This is a genomic window from Shinella sp., from assembly GCF_052438155.1.
GTDB lineage: Bacteria > Pseudomonadota > Alphaproteobacteria > Rhizobiales > Rhizobiaceae > Shinella.
Map to the genome: position 1 here is coordinate 17,518 of NZ_JBQVPI010000023.1, position 17,719 is coordinate 35,236.

Annotated in this window: 17 protein-coding genes; 2 read left to right on the forward strand and 15 right to left on the reverse strand. The window is 62.0% G+C overall.

What is annotated here, in order from left to right:
• Positions 1-20: 20 nt before the first annotated feature.
• The 11 genes from ACT6VE_RS27355 to ACT6VE_RS27405 all read right to left on the reverse strand — a co-directional run bounded on the left by ACT6VE_RS27355 (position 21) and on the right by ACT6VE_RS27405 (position 10,490).
• Positions 21-902: a cyclase family protein gene (locus ACT6VE_RS27355; protein ID WP_444801463.1), complete on the reverse strand. Its 882-nt coding sequence runs from the start codon at positions 900-902 to the stop codon at positions 21-23.
• A gap of 38 nt (positions 903-940) precedes the next feature.
• Positions 941-1,702, reverse strand: coding sequence for an SDR family NAD(P)-dependent oxidoreductase (locus ACT6VE_RS27360; RefSeq protein WP_444801464.1), 762 nt, complete (start codon positions 1,700-1,702; stop codon positions 941-943).
• A 37-nt stretch (positions 1,703-1,739) separates the two neighbouring features.
• Positions 1,740-2,594: a sulfurtransferase gene (locus ACT6VE_RS27365; protein WP_444801465.1), complete on the reverse strand. Its 855-nt coding sequence runs from the start codon at positions 2,592-2,594 to the stop codon at positions 1,740-1,742.
• Between the two features lie 47 nt (positions 2,595-2,641).
• On the reverse strand, positions 2,642-3,250 hold the full coding sequence (locus ACT6VE_RS27370; protein ID WP_444801466.1) for a glutathione S-transferase family protein: 609 nt from the start codon (positions 3,248-3,250) through the stop codon (positions 2,642-2,644).
• Between the two features lie 14 nt (positions 3,251-3,264).
• Complete coding sequence (locus tag ACT6VE_RS27375) at positions 3,265-3,990, reverse strand: ABC transporter ATP-binding protein (protein WP_444801467.1); 726 nt, start codon at positions 3,988-3,990, stop codon at positions 3,265-3,267.
• The gene (locus ACT6VE_RS27380; protein WP_444801468.1) at positions 3,980-4,756 is read right to left on the reverse strand and encodes an ABC transporter ATP-binding protein; all 777 of its coding nucleotides are present in this window, start codon (positions 4,754-4,756) and stop codon (positions 3,980-3,982) included. The genes ACT6VE_RS27375 and ACT6VE_RS27380 overlap by 11 nt, the downstream gene beginning before the upstream one ends.
• Complete coding sequence (locus tag ACT6VE_RS27385) at positions 4,753-5,670, reverse strand: branched-chain amino acid ABC transporter permease (protein ID WP_444801469.1); 918 nt, start codon at positions 5,668-5,670, stop codon at positions 4,753-4,755. Before ACT6VE_RS27385 ends, ACT6VE_RS27380 begins: the two co-directional genes overlap by 4 nt.
• Entirely contained in the window at positions 5,670-6,518 is an 849-nt protein-coding gene (locus ACT6VE_RS27390) for a branched-chain amino acid ABC transporter permease (protein WP_444801470.1), read from the reverse strand. Before ACT6VE_RS27390 ends, ACT6VE_RS27385 begins: the two co-directional genes overlap by 1 nt.
• Before the next feature lie 24 nt (positions 6,519-6,542).
• On the reverse strand, positions 6,543-7,709 hold the full coding sequence (locus ACT6VE_RS27395) for an ABC transporter substrate-binding protein (RefSeq protein ID WP_444801471.1): 1,167 nt from the start codon (positions 7,707-7,709) through the stop codon (positions 6,543-6,545).
• A 71-nt stretch (positions 7,710-7,780) separates the two neighbouring features.
• Positions 7,781-8,740: a 3-hydroxyacyl-CoA dehydrogenase family protein gene (locus ACT6VE_RS27400; protein WP_444801472.1), complete on the reverse strand. Its 960-nt coding sequence runs from the start codon at positions 8,738-8,740 to the stop codon at positions 7,781-7,783.
• A gap of 232 nt (positions 8,741-8,972) precedes the next feature.
• On the reverse strand, positions 8,973-10,490 hold the full coding sequence (locus tag ACT6VE_RS27405; RefSeq protein WP_444801473.1) for a GMC oxidoreductase: 1,518 nt from the start codon (positions 10,488-10,490) through the stop codon (positions 8,973-8,975).
• Positions 10,491-10,625: 135 nt separating this feature from the next.
• On the opposite strand from ACT6VE_RS27405, the gene ACT6VE_RS27410 reads away from it, so the two are divergent.
• Positions 10,626-11,531: a LysR family transcriptional regulator gene (locus ACT6VE_RS27410; RefSeq protein ID WP_444801474.1), complete on the forward strand. Its 906-nt coding sequence runs from the start codon at positions 10,626-10,628 to the stop codon at positions 11,529-11,531.
• 45 nt (positions 11,532-11,576) lie between these two features.
• Here ACT6VE_RS27410 and ACT6VE_RS27415 read toward each other — a convergent pair whose 3' ends face one another.
• The 4 genes from ACT6VE_RS27415 to ACT6VE_RS27430 all read right to left on the reverse strand — a co-directional run bounded on the left by ACT6VE_RS27415 (position 11,577) and on the right by ACT6VE_RS27430 (position 16,452).
• Positions 11,577-11,909, reverse strand: coding sequence for a monooxygenase (locus ACT6VE_RS27415; RefSeq protein ID WP_444801475.1), 333 nt, complete (start codon positions 11,907-11,909; stop codon positions 11,577-11,579).
• A 134-nt stretch (positions 11,910-12,043) separates the two neighbouring features.
• Positions 12,044-13,123: a DUF2218 domain-containing protein gene (locus tag ACT6VE_RS27420; RefSeq protein WP_444801476.1), complete on the reverse strand. Its 1,080-nt coding sequence runs from the start codon at positions 13,121-13,123 to the stop codon at positions 12,044-12,046.
• Between the two features lie 9 nt (positions 13,124-13,132).
• Positions 13,133-14,272, reverse strand: a complete 1,140-nt coding sequence (locus ACT6VE_RS27425; RefSeq protein WP_444801477.1) for an ABC transporter substrate-binding protein — start codon at positions 14,270-14,272, stop codon at positions 13,133-13,135.
• Entirely contained in the window at positions 14,266-16,452 is a 2,187-nt protein-coding gene (locus ACT6VE_RS27430; protein WP_444801478.1) for a TonB-dependent siderophore receptor, read from the reverse strand. Before ACT6VE_RS27430 ends, ACT6VE_RS27425 begins: the two co-directional genes overlap by 7 nt.
• 255 nt (positions 16,453-16,707) lie before the next feature.
• On the opposite strand from ACT6VE_RS27430, the gene ACT6VE_RS27435 reads away from it, so the two are divergent.
• Positions 16,708-17,706 (forward strand): helix-turn-helix domain-containing protein, encoded by a 999-nt coding sequence (locus tag ACT6VE_RS27435; protein WP_444801479.1) that lies wholly within the window; start codon positions 16,708-16,710, stop codon positions 17,704-17,706.
• The last annotated feature ends 13 nt before the right edge of the window (positions 17,707-17,719 follow it).

Below are 17,719 nucleotides of genomic sequence, written 5' to 3' on the forward strand. Positions count from 1 at the left end.
CAGCCCTGAGGCTCAACCATCTAGCGCAGGAGAACCGGACGCACCGGTGCCGCTGTTGCGCCGCGGAACTTGGGCGACAGCAGGATGAAACAGGAGGCGTGGAGCTGCTCCTGAGCCGCCTGTTCGAGCGCGAGATTCTCGATCAGATAGACGCCATGTTCGACCAGGCAAAGCTGATGCACGGGCATGATAAGGCTGGGATCGGGATTGGGCAGCACCTCGACGGCCATGTTGTCCGCGCCGATTGCGACCACGCCCTGTTCGATCAGCCACTCGGCGCCTGCGACATCGATGCCGGGCTCGCCATGCAGATATTGGGCATTGTTGATTTCGAAATGCCGACCCCAGCCGGTGCGGATCATCGCCACATCGCCGTTCTCGACTGCAAAGCCGCCGCGGTCCGCAGCACGCTTGAGGTCGTCGACCGTCACGACCTGACCGGTTTCAAGCCCGTCCTTGCCGCCGACATCGAAGAGCAACCCGCGCGTGATCATCGGTGGAATATGCTCGGCGCCCAATTCTTCCAGCCCCCAGTTCGTCACCACCTCCTCGGCGGAGCGGTTGTTGAACAGGCGATCGCCGATCGAGGCATGGCCCAGCGCATCGATGTGGGTGCCGACATGCATCGTCATCTCCACGCGTTCGAGATTGGTTCCCATCTCGTTGACATGGCCCATCTTGCGGCGGCGCTTGATCGTGTCCTTCCAGCCCGAAAAGATCGACATCAGGAAGGGCGTCTGGTTGGGCGGCATGCAGGGCGCGCCATAGTAGATGTCATGGCTGATATCGAGAACGCGTGCTTCGCGCACGAGCGCGAGCGCCGCGAGCGTTTTTTCCGGCGTCAGGTGAACGCCCGCCCCAATATCGTCACGGCAGCCCCATTGCGAATGACAATGATGCATCGGATTGCCTCCATTTTCCGGCGCAAGCGCCCTTGACCTCAATTGGCGACGCCGCCGTCCAGAACGATCGTCTGCCCCGTGATATAAGCTGCGCCGCCAGCAAGAAAGAGCATCGCTTCGGCAATGTCCTCAGGCTGTGCCATACGCTTGAGCAAGGTCCGTTCCACCGCCTTGGCGCGCCGGTCGTCGGACCATTTCTGCGTCCAGGGCGTATCGACGAAACCGGGGGCGACCGCGTTCACCCGAACCTCGGGTGCGAGTGCCGCCGAGAGGCTGCGTGTCATGTTGATCAGCGCTGCCTTGCTGGCGGCATAGGCGATGCTGCTGCCACGTACGCCGAGGCCGGAGATGGAGGCGGTGTTGACCACCGCACCCTTGCTGGCGCGCAAGGCACCGGCGGCTGCGCGCGTGCAACGAAAGACGCCGAGCAGGTTGGTCGACAGGATCTGCTGCCAGAATTCCTCGGTCATCCGGTCGAGTTCGGTGAAGGGGATTGGCTGCGGCCCGCCGGACGTGCCGGCATTGTTGATGAGGAAATCGAGCCCGCCGAGGGAGGCGACTGCGGTCGCGACCATGGCTTCGGCCTCTTCGGGCTTGCTCACGTCCCCCGCAAATCCTTCGGCCTCTATTCCAAGGCTGCGCAGTTCCACAAGCCTGGCATCGACGGACGCGTCGTCGGCAAGATAATTGATGCCGACGCGTGCCCCGCACAGGCCGAACATCCTGGCCGCGGCAAACCCGATCCCCGAGGCGCCGCCCGTGACCAGCACCGTCTTTCCCGTCAAATCAGCCTTGATCATGTACGCCTCCAAGAGTGCAGTTTTCCGCCTGAATGGATTAGGCCGGGTCGACCGCCATCGGCCGGGCGGGATCGGCCGACCAGTCGGTGAGCGAACCGTCATAGAGCGCGGCATCATCGCGGCCGATCAGGTGCAGCGCGAAGGTCGTGCCGCTCGCCGCCACGCCTCCGCCGCAGTAGCTGATGATGCGTGGACGCGCCAGGACACCGGCTGCCTCGAGGATGGTGCGGATCTCATCCTCGCTTTTGAACCGCGAGGTGCCGGGCTGAAGCAGGTCGCGGAACGGCACGCTGATGCTATCGGGAATACGGCCCGGCCGCCCGTAATGCGCGCCGCCGCTGCCCTTGAACTGCTCGGGCGCCAGCGCATTGAGCAGAACGACATCGTCGTTGCCAATTCCTGCCGCCACCTCGTCGGCGTCTGCGACCAGATCCGGGCGCGGACGGGCGTGGAAATTGCCTGACTCTGGAGCGGTCGAAGCATCGTTCAGCGGCAAACCCGCGTCCCGCCAGCCTTCCAGCCCGCCGTCGAGAATGCGGACGTCCTTTGCACCGGATGCCGTCAGCACCCACCAGCTACGCACGACCGAACCGAGATAGCCCGAACCATAAAGCACGATGATGTCGCCATCATTGACCCCATGGGCACGCAGCACATGTTCGATCTGCTCACCGCCAGGCAGCCCATAGGGGATATTGCCCGATGGGGCCGAAAGCTCGTCGGGCATCGACAGGTAGCGGGCGCCCGGGATATGGGCGCGCGCCCAGTCCTGATAGCCGCTGATGAGGATGGACTTGCCGACCGGCTGCGGCCGCATCTCGACCGTGCAGTCAAAGATGCGCAGGCGCGGATCGTCGAGATGGGCAAACAGCCATTCTTGGGAGCAGAGCATGTGGTTCTACCGAAAATCGAGGGAATAGCGAAGGGCGGAATGCGTGCTCAGCCAGGCGGATTGGTTTGTACGAACGAGGCGCGTTCGGTCATCTCAGCGTGATAGGCTGCCAGGTGCGGCCAGAACGGCGCAAGCTCGATCTCCGGGAAGCGGAAGGCCAGGTAGCCGGTCACGCAGGCCACTGAAACGTGACCGATATCGAAGCCTGCCGGCGGTTCGGCATAGCGGCGGTCGAGTTCGTGGAGCACGCTGTCGATCTTGGCGCGCTGGGCGGCGATCCAGTCGGCCGATTGCTGGGCTTCGGGCCGGGTGCTTCGCTCATAGCGGATCGAAAGGCAGGCAGCCAGCAGCCCGTCGCAGATCGACTGTTCGGTCAGTGCGCTCCAGCGCCGGGCGTCTTGCGGGAGGATTTTCTGGCCGGGAACCAGTCCGGCGAGATACTCGCAGATCACCCGGCTGTCGCAAAGGATTTCGCCGTCATCCGTCTCTAGCGTCGGGATTTGCCCCAACGGGTTGAGCGCAACCAGACCCGCATTGCGGTTGATCGGATGCGGCGTCGTCTCGATCCGTTCGATCCTGTCGTCGATCCCCAGTTCGAGCGCGCATATCAGCACCTTGCGCGCGAAGGGTGAGTTCGGCGAATAGTAGAGTTTCATTGCTGTCTCCTCCGTCATTTCACGGCCAGTGGATCGTCGCCCAGATAGGCGCGCTTGAGATCCTCGTCGTTCAAAAGTTCGGTCGCCGGCGCAGAGCGCACGAGCCGCCCGCCCTCCAGGACATGCCCGGTCTGCGAAAGGGAAAGGGCGAGGTGGGAATTTTGCTCGACGAGCAGCACCGTGACCCCTGTCTGCGCGATCTTGCGGATGGCGCCCGCCATCATATGGATCACGGCCGGCGCCAGTCCAAGGGAAGGCTCGTCCAGCAACAGGAGCTTCGGAGCGGCCATCAGCGCACGGCCAATCGCTACCATCTGCTGTTCGCCTCCAGAAAGGTTCCGGCCGAGATTCTGCCGGCGTTCGGTCAAACGCGGGAACAGCGCATAGACCATGTCCAGATCGTTTCGAACCGCCTGCGTATCGCGACGCAGAAAGGCGCCCGTCTGCAGGTTGTCGTGCACCGTCATCTCCGGGAAGAGCCTTCGGCCCTCGGGCGAGAGCGCTATACCGCTGCGGGTGCGCTGTTCGGTCGGCATGTTGGTGATCTCACGGCCATCGACGCGGATTGCGCCACCCGACAGCGGAACCAGCCCGACGATCCCGCGCATGATGGTGGATTTACCCGCGCCGTTGGCACCGATGATCGCGGCGACGGAGCCCGAGGACACGTCTATCGAGACAGCGCGTACGGCCTGGATTGCCCCGTAGTGGATCGAGACCGTGTCGAGTTCAAGCCGCATCCGCAGCACTCCCCAGATAGGCTTCGATGAAGGCGGGATTGTTGCGCACCTCTGTCGGCGTGCCGTCGGCGATCAACTGGCCTTGCGCGAGCGCGACGATCCGGTCGCAAAGCCGCATCACCATCGGCAGATCGTGTTCGATCACGATCAGCGCTATGCCGCGCTCGCTGTGCATGGCGCGGAAAAGCGCTTCCATGCGCGCGGTTTCCGCCCCGTTCAGTCCGGCAGCCGGCTCGTCTGCCAGAAGCATCTTGGGTCTGGTGGCAATGGCCATGGCGACACCGAGGATTTTCTGCTGCCCGTACGGCAGCGCTGCGGCGATCTCGCCGGCGCATTCGTCAAGCCCGGTAAATGCCAGCACGTCCTGCGCCAGCGTCTGGGCTTCCTCGCGCGCCGCGCGCATCCTGCGCGGCGAAAGCATCGCCAAGGGCGTGCCCGCCGTGTGAAAGAGGACGGCCTGTTCCAGGTGCTCGCGCACCGTCAGCCCCGGAAGGGTCATGGCGGCCTGGAAACTGCGCACCAACCCTGCACGCGCCACCTTGCCCGGCGCCCAACCCGAAATGTCACGTCCACCGAAATGAATGTGTCCGCTATTGGCGCGCATGCCGCCGGTGATCAGGTTGAAGAGTGTCGTCTTGCCAGCACCGTTGGGACCAACCAGACCGGTGATGCGGCCGGGATCGACAGCAAAGGAGACATTCTCGATCGCCTTGATGCCACCAAAGCTGCGCGAGACCGCTTTTACCTCGAGTTGCGCTGCGGTCATTTCTTTCTCCTCAGCAGGCCGGTAAGCCCTTGCGGCAGGAAGAGCATCAGCAACAGAAGCGAGACACCGTAGAGGAGCTGCTGATAGGTGATCGCGCTACGAAAGAGTTCAGGCAAGGGCACGAGGATGATCGCGCCGATGATCGGCCCGGCGATTGCCGCAACCCCGCCCACGACGTTCATCACCAGGGCGTTGATCGTGGCGGTGACGTTGAAGGCCTCGGGCGAGATGTAACTCATGTAATGGGCGTAGAGGCTTCCCGATGCACCGGCGATCCCGGCGCTGACCACGAAAACAAACCGGCGCCAGCCGAGCGCATCGATGCCAAGCGACTGCACCAGCGGCTCATTCTTGTCTAGCCCGTCGAGAATGCGTCCGGGCTGGCCATGCAACATGCCGCGCAGCACCAGAAGCGCGATCCCGACGATCACCAGAACAAACACATAGAAGCTTTCCCGGCTATGCAACGGCAGGCCGAAAATTGATGGGGCTGGAATGCTCATCAACCCGTTGTTGCCGCCGAAGGGGAAAACGAATTCGACGAAGATCAGGACGATGGCCTCGCCCATCACGAAGGTGAGGAGCGCGAAATGCACGCCGCGTACCTTGAGGATGACCGTGCCGATCAGATAGGCGATGGCGGCAGGAATGACGATGGCTGAAGCCAGTCCCAGAAGGAAGGGAAAGCCTACGTCCTGCGTCAGAAGCGCCGACGCATAGGCTCCCATTCCCATGAAACCGGCCTGGACCAGCGACAGCTGGCCGATGCGCAGCATGAGATGCAGGCTGAGGGCCAGAAGCGCCTTGATGCCGATCAGGATCGCGATGTGATAGGTGAAACGCCCGCCGAGGAAGAAAGGGCAGAGCGCGACAACGGCAATGAACACCGCGAGAATGATATGGGATTTGCGCATCAAGACCTACCCAGAATCCCTGCCGGCCGAACCAGCAAAACAACGATGACGGCCAGGAAGGACACAAGTGCTGCAACGGTTGCGTTGAACAGGATCGAAACGCCCGCCTCGATCGTTGCCAGAAGGACGGCCGCCAGCAATGCGCCCGGGATCGAGCCGAGCCCGCCCAGAACCACGACGATGAAGGCCTTCATCAGCGCGGCATCTCCCAGATTGGGCTCCGCCCCATAGATGGGCGCAGCGAGCGCGCCGGCGAACCCGGCCAGTGCACAACCGATGCCGAAGGCGATCGGGTAGGTCTTCCAGGGCGTGATGCCCTGCAATCGTGCGATCTCCGGTGATTGCGCGACCGCGCGCATGGCGAGCCCCATGCGGGTATGATTGAGCATCCAGTAGATGACGGCGACCAGAACCAGCGCCACGGCGGCAGCGAAAAGCTGGTCATAGGGAATGAAGGCGCCCCAGAGCTGGAAGGAACCGGAGAAGGGCCGATCGATCGGTTGGCTGTCGACACCCCAGATCGAGGTCACTGCACCCTTGATGGTGATGGCAAGCGCCAAGGCGACGATCATGCCGCCTGTCTCATCGCCGGTGAAGCGGCGAAACAACAGGCGCTCGGCCACGATGCCGAAACCTCCGGCGACCAGGGCCGCCAGAGGAAGTGCGATCATATAGTCTAGCCCCAGCGTGTGCTGTGCCACGAAGACCGTATAGGCGCCGATCAGCAGGAACTCGCCATGTGCGAAATTCACCACACGCATGATCCCGAAGATCAGGGTGAACCCGAGAGCCGTCAACATGTAAGTCGCAGACGAAAGCCCGGCGACAACGAGGAATTGCTGTAGCATACGACGCCTATCCGTACTCGCTGACTAGTTCAGCTTGGCTTCGCCAATGACAACGCCGTCGCCATTCTTGATCTCGACCAGCACCACCGAGCGGTAAATCTGGTGATTGATCCCGTAGGCATCAGCGCCACCCCAGGTGAGGTTGCCGACAGAACCCTGGAAAGGCGCGTTGCCTTCGAGCGCGGCAACCACGGCGTCACTGTCCGTCGAACCCGCCTTCTCGATCGACGAGAAGAGCAGGTTGGCAGCGTCGTAATACATGACGACGTAGTCGTTCATCTCGGCCTTATGAAGCGTGCCGAACTTGTCGCCCAGACGCTTCCAGACCTCGGTGCCGGGTGCCGCCATGGTGATGCCCACGACGCCTTCGGCATTTTCCGCGCCAGCCGCCTTCACGACCTCTTCGACGTCGAAGCCGCCGAATTTGGTAAAGCCGCCCTTGTAGCCGAGTTCGCGTGCCTGCCGCACGATCAGGCCCGCCGTGCGCGGCGGGGTGGTGTCGAGTTCGATTGTCTCAGGGGTCTGCGACAGCATCTTTGTGAGAATGGCGCGGAAGTCGTTCTGGTTGCGCTCGAAGAACTCGGCCGTCACGATTTCGAACCCGGCTTCGCTATAGGCGCTGCTCTGGATCTTCTGGCTGTTCCAGCCGGTTTCGTCATTGGCGGCGATCAGGCCGACGCGCTTGACGCCAGGCTTGTTTTCCTTGACCCATGCCACCGTCGACGGGGCGAATTCCTGGGTCGTGGGGCCGACGCGGAAGATGTACTTGCTGTCCTTGAGGACGCTTGCCGCCCATGCGCCGGTGAAAAGCTGCACGCCATCACGCTCCGTCAGCGGCTTCATCGCCAGAAGCGAGGCCGAACCGATCGGACCGAAAATGAAGCGTACACCATCCGGGCCCATCAGGCGGTTCGTCGCGGTCACGGCCTCGGCCGCCTTGTACTGATCGTCATAGGAAACGACTTCGAGCGTATAGGTCGTGTCGCCCACCTTGAGGCCGCCGCGCTCGTTGACTTCCTCGGCGGCGATCCTGACGCCGCCGTCAGTGCCCAGCCCCCAGGCCGCACCTGCGCCGGTCAACGGGCCGAGCACGCCGATCTTGAGCACGTCCTGGGCATTGGCGAAGCCAGCCGACAGCACGGTGCACGCGAGCGCGGCAAGGACGATTCTGCGATTGAGTTTGAACGTCATTTCTTCTCTCCCTGAAAGTGCGACGGCGATTTTGCCCTCGTCGGTCTTGGTTTCATCCACGGCGCCGAGCGTCAGTCCCGGCCGATTTCACTGAGGGCGTGTTTCAATGAAAAAAGCTTGCGATCCCGGTCCCGCAACAGTTCGGTCGGGGTCTTGTCGTCGTAGCTGTAGAATCCGTGCCCGGTTGCCACGCCCAGCTTCCCCTCGGACACCAGACGGTCGACTGCATCCGAGCGGCCGCGCAGCGCCGGTGGGCTGTAGGCCTTGTTGGCCAGATTGAGCTGGGTCACCTTGAGGCCGGTATAGTCGATCCGCTTGAGGTGGCCGAGCAGCGTCAGGCGCTCGGCCAGGCCGTACTTGATCGCCGTGTCGATCATTTCGGCGGTGGCCAGCCCTGAATCGATCAGATGGAAGGCTTCGAGACTGATCGCAGTCTGGATGCGGTTGGCGATATAACCGCTGAGAAATTCCGGCAGAAGGACCGGTTTCTTGCCGAGGTCGCGCAGGAAGCCGCACATGGCTTCGGCCAGGCCCGGCTCGGTCTTCGGCCCATTGACCACGTCGACCAGATCGATGGCGTAGGGTGGCGTATACCAGTGCACGATCAATGCACGCGCCTGTCTGCGCTCGGGCAGCAGCGGGAAAATGTCCAGATATGACGTATTGCTGGCGATGACGGCCTGTTCCGGGGCATATTGGTCAATGCGGGCAAACATCGCGCGTTTGGCATCGGCTTCTTCGGTGATCGCCTCGACGACCAGATCAGCTCCCTGCAACGCCTCGGCGAGATCGACCTCGGTCGTCATCCTCAGGAGGGCGTTGTCGACGTGCTCGCGGCTGTGGGCTCCCACCTCGACGAGCACGTCACCGGCTGAACGCGCCAGTTCCAGCGCCCGGCCAAGCGTCGCTTCGCTCAGATCGTGCAGCGTCACCCGGCACCCGCCGAGCGCGTGAACCAGGCCGATCGCATGGCCCAGAAGCCCCGCTCCAATGATGGTGACCTGCCCGAAGGCGCCTTCACTCACGTTCATTCCCCATTCTTCCGGACCGTTCGGCGCTCAGAGCAACCGTGTTTTCCAGCATGTGCGTATTCTTAATATCAACTATAGAATATGTCGATAAATCCGCAATATGTCGAACATATTGGCTAAAGACTTGTGCTGTCAACGGAGAAAACTTTCGCCAAGTGGCCCCGAATGAGCAGATAATTTCAATTTTCGAGCCCTGTGCGGATGCCTCGGTCGCTCGCCGTCTCCCGGTCCGTTACCGGGCCTGAATAAACCGGGCGGCGACATTCTCCGACCAGGCGCCGATGCTCAGCGTTGGCGGTGCGGCGGTCGGCTCCGGGAAGGCTGCCGCATCGACCACGTAGAGCCCGGGAACGCCGTGCACCTGACCGTCGGCGCCGATGACCCCTCCGGCCTCGGGACGTCCCACACAGGCGCCGCCCATCGGGTGCACGGTCGAGGGGCGGCGGCTCGCATAGACCTTGCGACCGGACAGGCGAGCCATCTCCAGCATGGTTTCATAGATCTGGGCGTAGATCGGGCTGTTTGCAGGATTAAAGCGGATTTGGAACCGGCTGCCCTCGAAAGCCACGGTGCCGTCCATGGCATCCGCCCCCATGCCACTGACCACCAGCCCGCGCTTGAGCCTCTCCCTGAATGCCTTCGGAAAGGGGTAGGCATCGACGCTGGGCATATTGTTGCGCCCGATCGCCACCCGTGGCCAAGCCTCGTCCCGCAACAGGATCGCGCCCTTGCTGGGCATGCCCTCGGTGAAATCCGTGCCATCCGCATTGAGATCCCAGAAGCCTCGGATATCGCCGTTCCCACTGAATCTCTGGCCAAGATGTGGCATGCCCGAAAGCCCGCCATGCCTGTCGCGGCTTTCCAGCAGCAGGCGCAGCGTATTCATCGTGCCTGCGCCGACGAAGACGTGATCGGCCTCGATCGCATGCCGCGTACGTTGTGCATGATTGTGGAAATCCACGCGAAAGCGCCGGCTCGCGCCCCTGGTCGCGGTGATGGAGATCGCTTCGCAAAGCGCGCGGACCTCCAGCCCATGTTTGAGCGCGGAGGCAAGATAGACGATATCCATCGTGGATTTCGATCCGGAAGGTGCGCCGAGAAATCCGTGATCGCCTGTCCTGTAGTCCGTTTCCCAGCGGCTCACCCCATGCCCGGTCTTGACCAGCTGCGGGTTGTCCTTGTCGCGTGGAAACAGAAACCCCACGCGCACATCGACCTTGGGGATCGCCGGGGCGAAATCGGGGTGGTTGGAATACATCGTCGCGGCGGTATGCGGTGGGGCATTCTCAGGTCCGGGTCGTGACGACCCGACCCGCGTGAGGAAGCTCTCGTAATGCGCTGCAATCGAGGCTTCGCTCAAATCCTCGCAATGCCCGTCCCAGTAGTCGGGCCGCAAGGGGCGGCGATGGAGTGCCGAATAGACATGACTTCCCCCGCCGACACCCGATGCACAGACAACTTCCATCCCCTTGGAGAAATAGACTTCGAACAGGCCCTTGCGGTTCAGGCGCGTGCGTCCCCAGGGGAGCAGGGGATGGTAGACAGAACGCAGGGAATGGGTGAGCAGGCGAAGTCCGCGCGGGAGAGACGTGCGTTTCTCGATCCCCATCGAACGGGTGGGCACCGTGTCCCACCAGGGTCCACGTTCCAGCAACGTGACCTTCGCCCCGGCCTCGGCCAAACGCGCGGCCGCGACCGAGCCCCCGAACCCGCTGCCGATCACGACAACGTCTGCCGCTCCGGATTTCATCGACCTTGCTCCCCTTCAATTCCACACGCAGCTGCTGGCCACGGGCGCAGATGATATTTGACAAGCGCTCGAGCCAAATGTCTAATGCATTATAAGCTTTAGATATAAGTGAATGTTATGGGGTCGATGGCTAGATTGAACCTGCGCCAGGTCGAGGCGTTCCGCCTGGTTTTCCAAACCGGCAGCATGACCACCGCCGCACGACTGATGTCGATCACGCAGCCAGCAGTCAGCCGGCTGATCCGCGATCTTGAAGAAACGACGGAACTATCGTTGTTCAAGCGCAACGGTTCGGGCATCAGCGCCACACCGGATGCGATTTCTTTCTTCAGCGAGGTCGAGCGCAGTTTCTTCGGCATGCAGCAGCTTGAGCACGCGGCCTTGGCCATTCGTCAGCAGCGCGAGAAAGTCATCCACATCGCCGCCACCGGTGCCTTCGCCTACCAGTGTCTTCCACATGCTCTAACGAAAATGCGTGAGAAATTTCCGGGCGTTCGCGTCAATCTCACCGTAACCCGATCGTCCGAGATCCTCGAACTGGTGAGCACGCGGCGCTGCGACCTGGGTATCACCGCCACCCCCCCCAATCCCGCCGGGATCGATTTCGAGGACCTGCCGAAATTCCCGGTGGTTTGTGTGTTGCCCCAGGGGCACCGTCTCGGCAGCCGTGCAGCCCTCGGTCCGCAGGATCTGCAGGACGAGGCGATCTTTTGCCCACCTCAGAGCGCCCGCCTTCATCAGGAGATCGCGCAGAGTTTCGCGCTGGCAGGGGTGCCGTTCAATATTGCCGGTGAATGCACCCTTGGTATCTCGATCTGCGAGATCGTCGCGTGCGGGGCAGGCATTTCGATCCTCGATTCACTATCAGCGCGCGGGACCGGGCACGAAAAGACGGTTATCCGCCCATTCGAGCCACGTCTCGAATGGCAGCCGAAATTGCTCTATCCCGCCGGGAGCACGCGCTCGAAACCGCTGACAGTTCTGATACGCGCGATCCACGCGCGCCTTGCGGAGATCGACGGCCTGGCGCGCGTGGATTGACGCGCGCCTAAGAAGTTCACTGGGAGAGGCGGGAACTGCCCGCCTTTAGCCTTTGCCGGGCAAGGGTTCGACCACACCGTTGATGGACAGGGCGTTGTCGACATTATCCAGAACGACATGGTTGTCATAAAAGGTCAGTTTCGGGCGCGCACCAAAGCGCTGCTCGATTTTATCAGCCCATTCCGCGGTGTACCAGGCCTCGGCCTGCTCGCGCGAATCCCAAATATAAACACCGCCGCCGCCATTCTCGCCGTTGAGAAAGTACTTCCGCGTCAGGCCCGGCATGCCGGCGAAGGTGGGGACCGACGTCCTCGCCGATCTTATTGCGTCTTCTTCGGAGCGTTCCAGGCCAGGTATCTGGACGATGGCGATCAACATGAAACTTACCTCCACTTTGGCATGTAGTCGTTTTCTTGGCCTGTCCCGCAGCGATGTCAAATGGCAATTCCTGATGGCTCATGCAGCAATGTTATGAAGCCGATCACAATCGCGCGCTCCATCATGGATAGCCCTTACGCCTCCTCGGTTCCACCGCGACGCCAGTAGGAAACTACGAGATGCTGGTCGTTGGTGAGGCACTTTACCTGGCGGGCAAATGCGCGGATAGCGCGGAAGGTTTCGAACTCACAGCCCGCCCAAACGTAGACACTCTCGGCATTTTCGGGAAATGAGACGGTCTTCATCACATCAATGAGCAGGGTCGTACTGCCTGGCGGCCGGCCGCGACGGAAAAGCCACTCGACACTGACTGCAGCAGGCGCAAGGAGCGCCTGTACTTCAGCCTCGTCTTCAACCTCGAGGAAAACTCTGCCGGAGACGGTTGGCGGCAGATGTTCGAGCATGCGGGCAATGGCTGGCAGTGCCGTCTCATCGCCGGCGAAGAGATACCAGTCGGCCACCGCAAGGCCGCCGCCTCCAGGGCCCATCACCCCGACACGGTCGCCGACCGCTGCCTTCTCCGCAAAGCAGGAACCAGGGCCGGTATCCGTGTGCAGCACGAAGTCGATGTCGATTGTACCTGCGCCAAGATCCACGGAGCGAACCGTATATTTGCGCAGGAGCGGCCGAAGATCCGGCGAATCCCAGACGATCACGCCGCTCGCACCGACCTGCGGCCATTGCGGTTCACGCGCCTCGGGTCGCTGCACCAGGATGTTAAGATGCAGCGCATCCAGACCGGCGAAGCGGGCGACATTTTCGCCGGAGAGCGTCAGCCGGCGCATGTGCGGCGTCAGCGTCCGACATTCGACCACTTCGAGAATCTGGAAATTCGGCGGCCGGACGATCTGGCCGCCGTCCCCCGTCCAGGTGATGGCGGCCAGATCGTCGTCGGAAAATTCGAGGATGTGCGATGCCACCGACATGCGGGCGAGGTAGAGGCCTTCGAGGTCCGGGGCGGCTACATCGACAAGCGTCACCTCGCCTTCGCGCGAGAACGTGGCACTGATGCCGCCAAGCCGAAGCACAGGACCGGACGGGCCTTCGGTCACGTCGGCATTGTGCTCCAGCATGTGTTCACAGAATTCCGCGATGACGGGACCGGGATTGCGAAGAGCGATGCGCCCCTGTGCGGTGTATTCTCTGCCTTGCATGACACGTCCTTACTGAGGCTGGGAATCGATCCATAGCGTGCCGTCGAGGCGCACGGTCAGGAAGTGCTGGTTGATCTCGGCCAGCGTCTCGGCGGGATTGACGTCCTTGAAGAGGTCCGGATGCATCCACTTTGCGATGCACTCGAAAAACAGGATGTTGAGCACCGAGATGGAAAGCTGGTGCGATACCGCATGCGCCCTGCCCTCGCGCACCGCGGAAAGCGCGTTGCGCGAACCTTTTTGGAGAATTCCGCTGAAGGATTTTTGCGCGGCGTCGGCGTCGATGCCACCACCGAGCACGAGGCCGCGTTCGGCCATCAGATGCGGGCCACCGGTCGCGATATAGACCTGAGGGTCGGCGCCGAGCACGAATTCCGAGCTGAGCTGGCCGTCATAGCCCGGCACGTTCGCGCCGATGCTCGCCCCGCCGGCAAGCCGCAGGTATTCCGTCATCCGATTCCCCTTGCCGGGCGTCGAGCAGCAGGTCACGCCGGCATGGGCATCGACGAGAACGGAAACCGGCGCCAGCGCTACGGTGCGATCCGTAATGCGCTTGTAGCGTTCGCGAACGAAAGCACTGAACGCGCTGCCCTTCGCATCCCGCCCGATCGCTTTTGCGAGAAGTTCGATGGAAAACGCCGTCGTGTCCGCCGGACCCTTTCCGTCATTCACAGGCCCATCGAGGAAAATGACCGGCACCCCGGCCGCCTCCAGTGTCGTGGCCGTCTCCGCCCAGCCCACTTCCCAGATAGAAACGACGAAGAGGTCCGGCTTTACAGAGAGGATTGCCTCCACCGATGTCTTCGCCGGCACGACACCACCGACGGCGGGGATTGAATCTATGGCCGGGAAACGCCGGCGGTAGGCCTCGTACATGCCGCGATCGATGCGCTGCGGCGCGGCCCAGCCGACGATGCGGGCCACCGGATCGGGATCGATCACGGCGAGCGACATGAGAAGCAGGCTCTCGTTCGTCGCGATCCGCCGCGCCGGTTCGGTGAGGCGCACCTCGCGCCCAGCCGCGTCCGAAAGCACGATCTCTGCCCTTGCAGGCACGATGACGACCACCATCAGCAGGATAAAGATAGCCGCCAACCGACTGAGAGCCGCCGGCAAGCCGGCAAGCCCTCTCTTTTCGGCGGTCACCATGAATACTTCAGGCTTGCGGTGATCGCGCGACCCGCGCCGTAATTGCAGCTTCCACCGGTGATGTTGAGGCAATGGGAGACATACTCCTTGTCGAACAGGTTCGTCACGTTGACGCGCAGCTTCGTGCCGGCAAAGTCCTTGTTGATCGCTGCGAAATCAAGTTCCGCGCCGATATCGACGAGCGCACGACCGGGAATACGCAACAGGTCGTTATAGGTGCTGTCCGTCTGGTAGGACGACGTTGCCCGCACACCGGCACTTAACGTCAGCCCTTCGATGACGTTCGGCCGATAGCTCAGCCATACGCTGCCCTGGTGTTCCGGCAAGCGCAGCATCTCGCGCCCCAGTTCCACCGCGTTGCGGGACTTCACCACCTCCGAGTCTGAAAATGCATAGGCGGCCAGCAGATCGACTTCCGGCGTCAGCTCGTATTTACCCTCGATCTCGAGACCACGAACACGCTGCTCACCGATCTGAAGGAACTGGTTCATCCCGATGCTGGTGAGCGCGTTTTCCTGCGTCATGTCGAACAGCGAGACGCTGACCAGCCCTCGCCCTTCCGCTGGCTCGTATTTGAGGCCGATTTCGAACTGTTTGGCCGTCTGTGCCTTGTACGGTTCGAGGTTCGCATCCACCCCGAGCGTCGGCAGGAACGATGTCGAATAGCTGGCATAGGGTGCAAGGCCATTGTCGAAGAGGTAGGTGAGCCCTGCCCGCCAAGTCAGCCTCTGGTCGTCGTTGGCAACGGTCTTGCCGGCGATGCGATCCGTGCTGTCTATATCGGAAAAATCATAGCGCAGGCCGAATGTCCCCACCCAGTTATCGTAGCGGATCTGGTCCTGTGCATAGAGGCCGACCTGTTGCTGCTCCTGCAAACCGGAGCGTTGGATGGCCGGCACGGGAATGTCGACCTCGCCGTATCGGGGATCGAGCAGGTCGAGCGGAGGCACGTCGACCAGGCCATTGCCGAAGTTCGTTGATGAGCTCGACTTCAGGTAGTCGAGCCCGAGCAACAGCGTATGGCCGAAAGCGCCGGTATCGAAGCGTGCTTCCACCTGCGTATCGACGTTGAAGGTCGAAACCCAGTCGTCGGACACGGCCGAGGCACGGTTCAGCGTATGGCCGTCCGGCTGATAGGCAAAAACCGGGTTGACCAGGGCCAGGAACATGTTCTGGTCGGAACGACCGTAGCGCAGGTTCTGGCGCACCGTCCAAGTCTCATTGAACTCGTGCTCGAATTCATAGCCGAGCGCGTAGAAATCCCGTTCGAAAACATCGGCATTGGGATCGCCGAAATACATGTCGCGCGGAATGTTGACGATCGGGTTGTCAATCAGCGTGCCGACGGCCGGATAGAAGCGCGGGCTGAAGTTCGGCGTGTCCTTCTGGTAATAGCCGTAGAGGGTGAGCGAGGTCTGATCCGTCGGCGCCCAGGTGAGGCTCGGCGCTAGCATGAGCTGCTTTTCGCGCTCCCGATCGACCTGCGTCCCCATGTTCTTGCCGAGCGCGACGATGCGGTAGAGCCAGTCGCCATCCTCGGTCAGGGGGCCGGTCATGTCGAGCGTGCCCTGGACGCCGCCGTGCGAGGAGGTCTGCACCCCGACCTCGTTCATCGCCGCATCCTGCGGCCGCTTGCTGACCTGGTTGACAAGTCCGCCCGGAACGGCGCGGCCGTAGAGCACTGATGTCGGACCCTTGATAACGTCGATCCGTTCCAGCGCAAAGGAATTGATGCTTGGCGTCGCGTAGTTGTTCGGATCGCCCGGCAGGACGAGGCCGTCAAGCCACATCGTGCCGTAGGTGTTGAAGCCGCGAATATAAAGCCAATCATAGCGGATGTCGTAGCCGTTTGGATCCGGAAGCACACCAGGCGTATAGCGCAAGGCCTCGGCGACCGTGTTGGCGCCCTGGAGGTCCATCTGCTCACGCGTAACGACGCTGATCGCCTGCGGCGTTTCACGCAGCGACGTATTGGTCTTCGAGGCACTGCGGCTGCGCTTGGCGACGATGCCCTGAGCCGGTCCCTTCCCATTGTCTGTTCCGCTCTCCACGATGATGGTGGCGAGCACCGTCGTACCGGCATCTTGAGCCCGTGCAACGACGCTGGTTGCGGTTAGGGAAAGCGTCACGGTAGAGGCAAGCCAGAGACGTTTGCGCCGGACTGCGCGCCTTGACTTCATCGTCGCTTCCACCGTCGTCTTTTCCAACAAACTCATAGTCCCGGCCCGCCTGTGCACTAGCTTCCTTAAACTTGACCACTTAAATCAAGTTAAGCTATCCTTATGATAACGATGGCACTCCCGACAATGGCGGCGTCTTTGCGGGAGATGCAGTTGCCTTTGCGAACCAACAAATCTGCGCAAGGTGTGGGGGTTCAACAATAACCGCAGGTCACGTTGCGCAGTTCACGGACTGCGAACACTGAAGGGTTCAGGATGGCGGCCTCATTCGGCGACGCAGGAAAACAGGGAAACGGCGGCAACATACGCGTGCGCGACTTCATCCACCATGAAGGCATCACGCTCGACAGCCCCGACGACCAGCTTTCCCCCGACGATACGTTGATGAAAGGCGCGTTTCTGCATCGGGAACTGCGCCGAGGCCTCGTGCTGCATGTCAGCGATGCCATGGAACAGCGGGCTTTCACGGCGACATCGATGCTCCCGGAAGAGCTTTCCTGCATCTTTTTCCTAGAAGGCAATGTCGATCTTGCGATCGGCGACCGCCGTTTCGCCTTCCAGGCGGATCACGGGGTGGCACGCGGGGCGACGATCATGAACGCCTCCCCGGAAAGTTTCACGCGCATTTCGCGCGGGCCACAGCGATTGCGCCACCTTGTCATATCCGCAACGCCTGAGTGGCTGTATCGCGATGCGCTGGAAGCCATCGCCGACACCAAGGGCGGCGCGCGGCTGCTTCGCAACCATCTTGCGGAACATCGCTGGACGCTGACACCGAATATGATGGAGCTTGTCCGCCAGATATTTGCACCTTCGCCTCTCATTCCGGAGCTCCTCGACCTCTATCTCGAAGGTCGTGCGGTGGAACTCGTTGCGGAAACCATGGCGACGGTGCTTCAATCAGACCGCAGCGATGCCGGCGGCAAACAGTTCAAGCGGCGGGACGCAGTCTGCCTGGGACGCGCAAAGGACTACATAGAAGCACATGTGACCGAACCGCTGAGCGTCGACACCATTGCCCGCGAAGCCGGTATCAGCGCCAGCGGCCTGCAGCGCCTTTTTCGCATCTCGGAAAATCGCAGTGTCTTCGACTACGTGCGCAATATCCGTCTTGAACGTGCTTTCGTCGCGCTCGGCCGGGGCGATGTCAGCATCCAGGAAGCCAGCGTCATCGCCGGCTACACCAGCGCGTCCAACTTCGCCACCGCTTTCCGTCGTCGCTTCGGCATCATACCGACCGCCGCGCGCGAGTAGGAGACATGTGGGT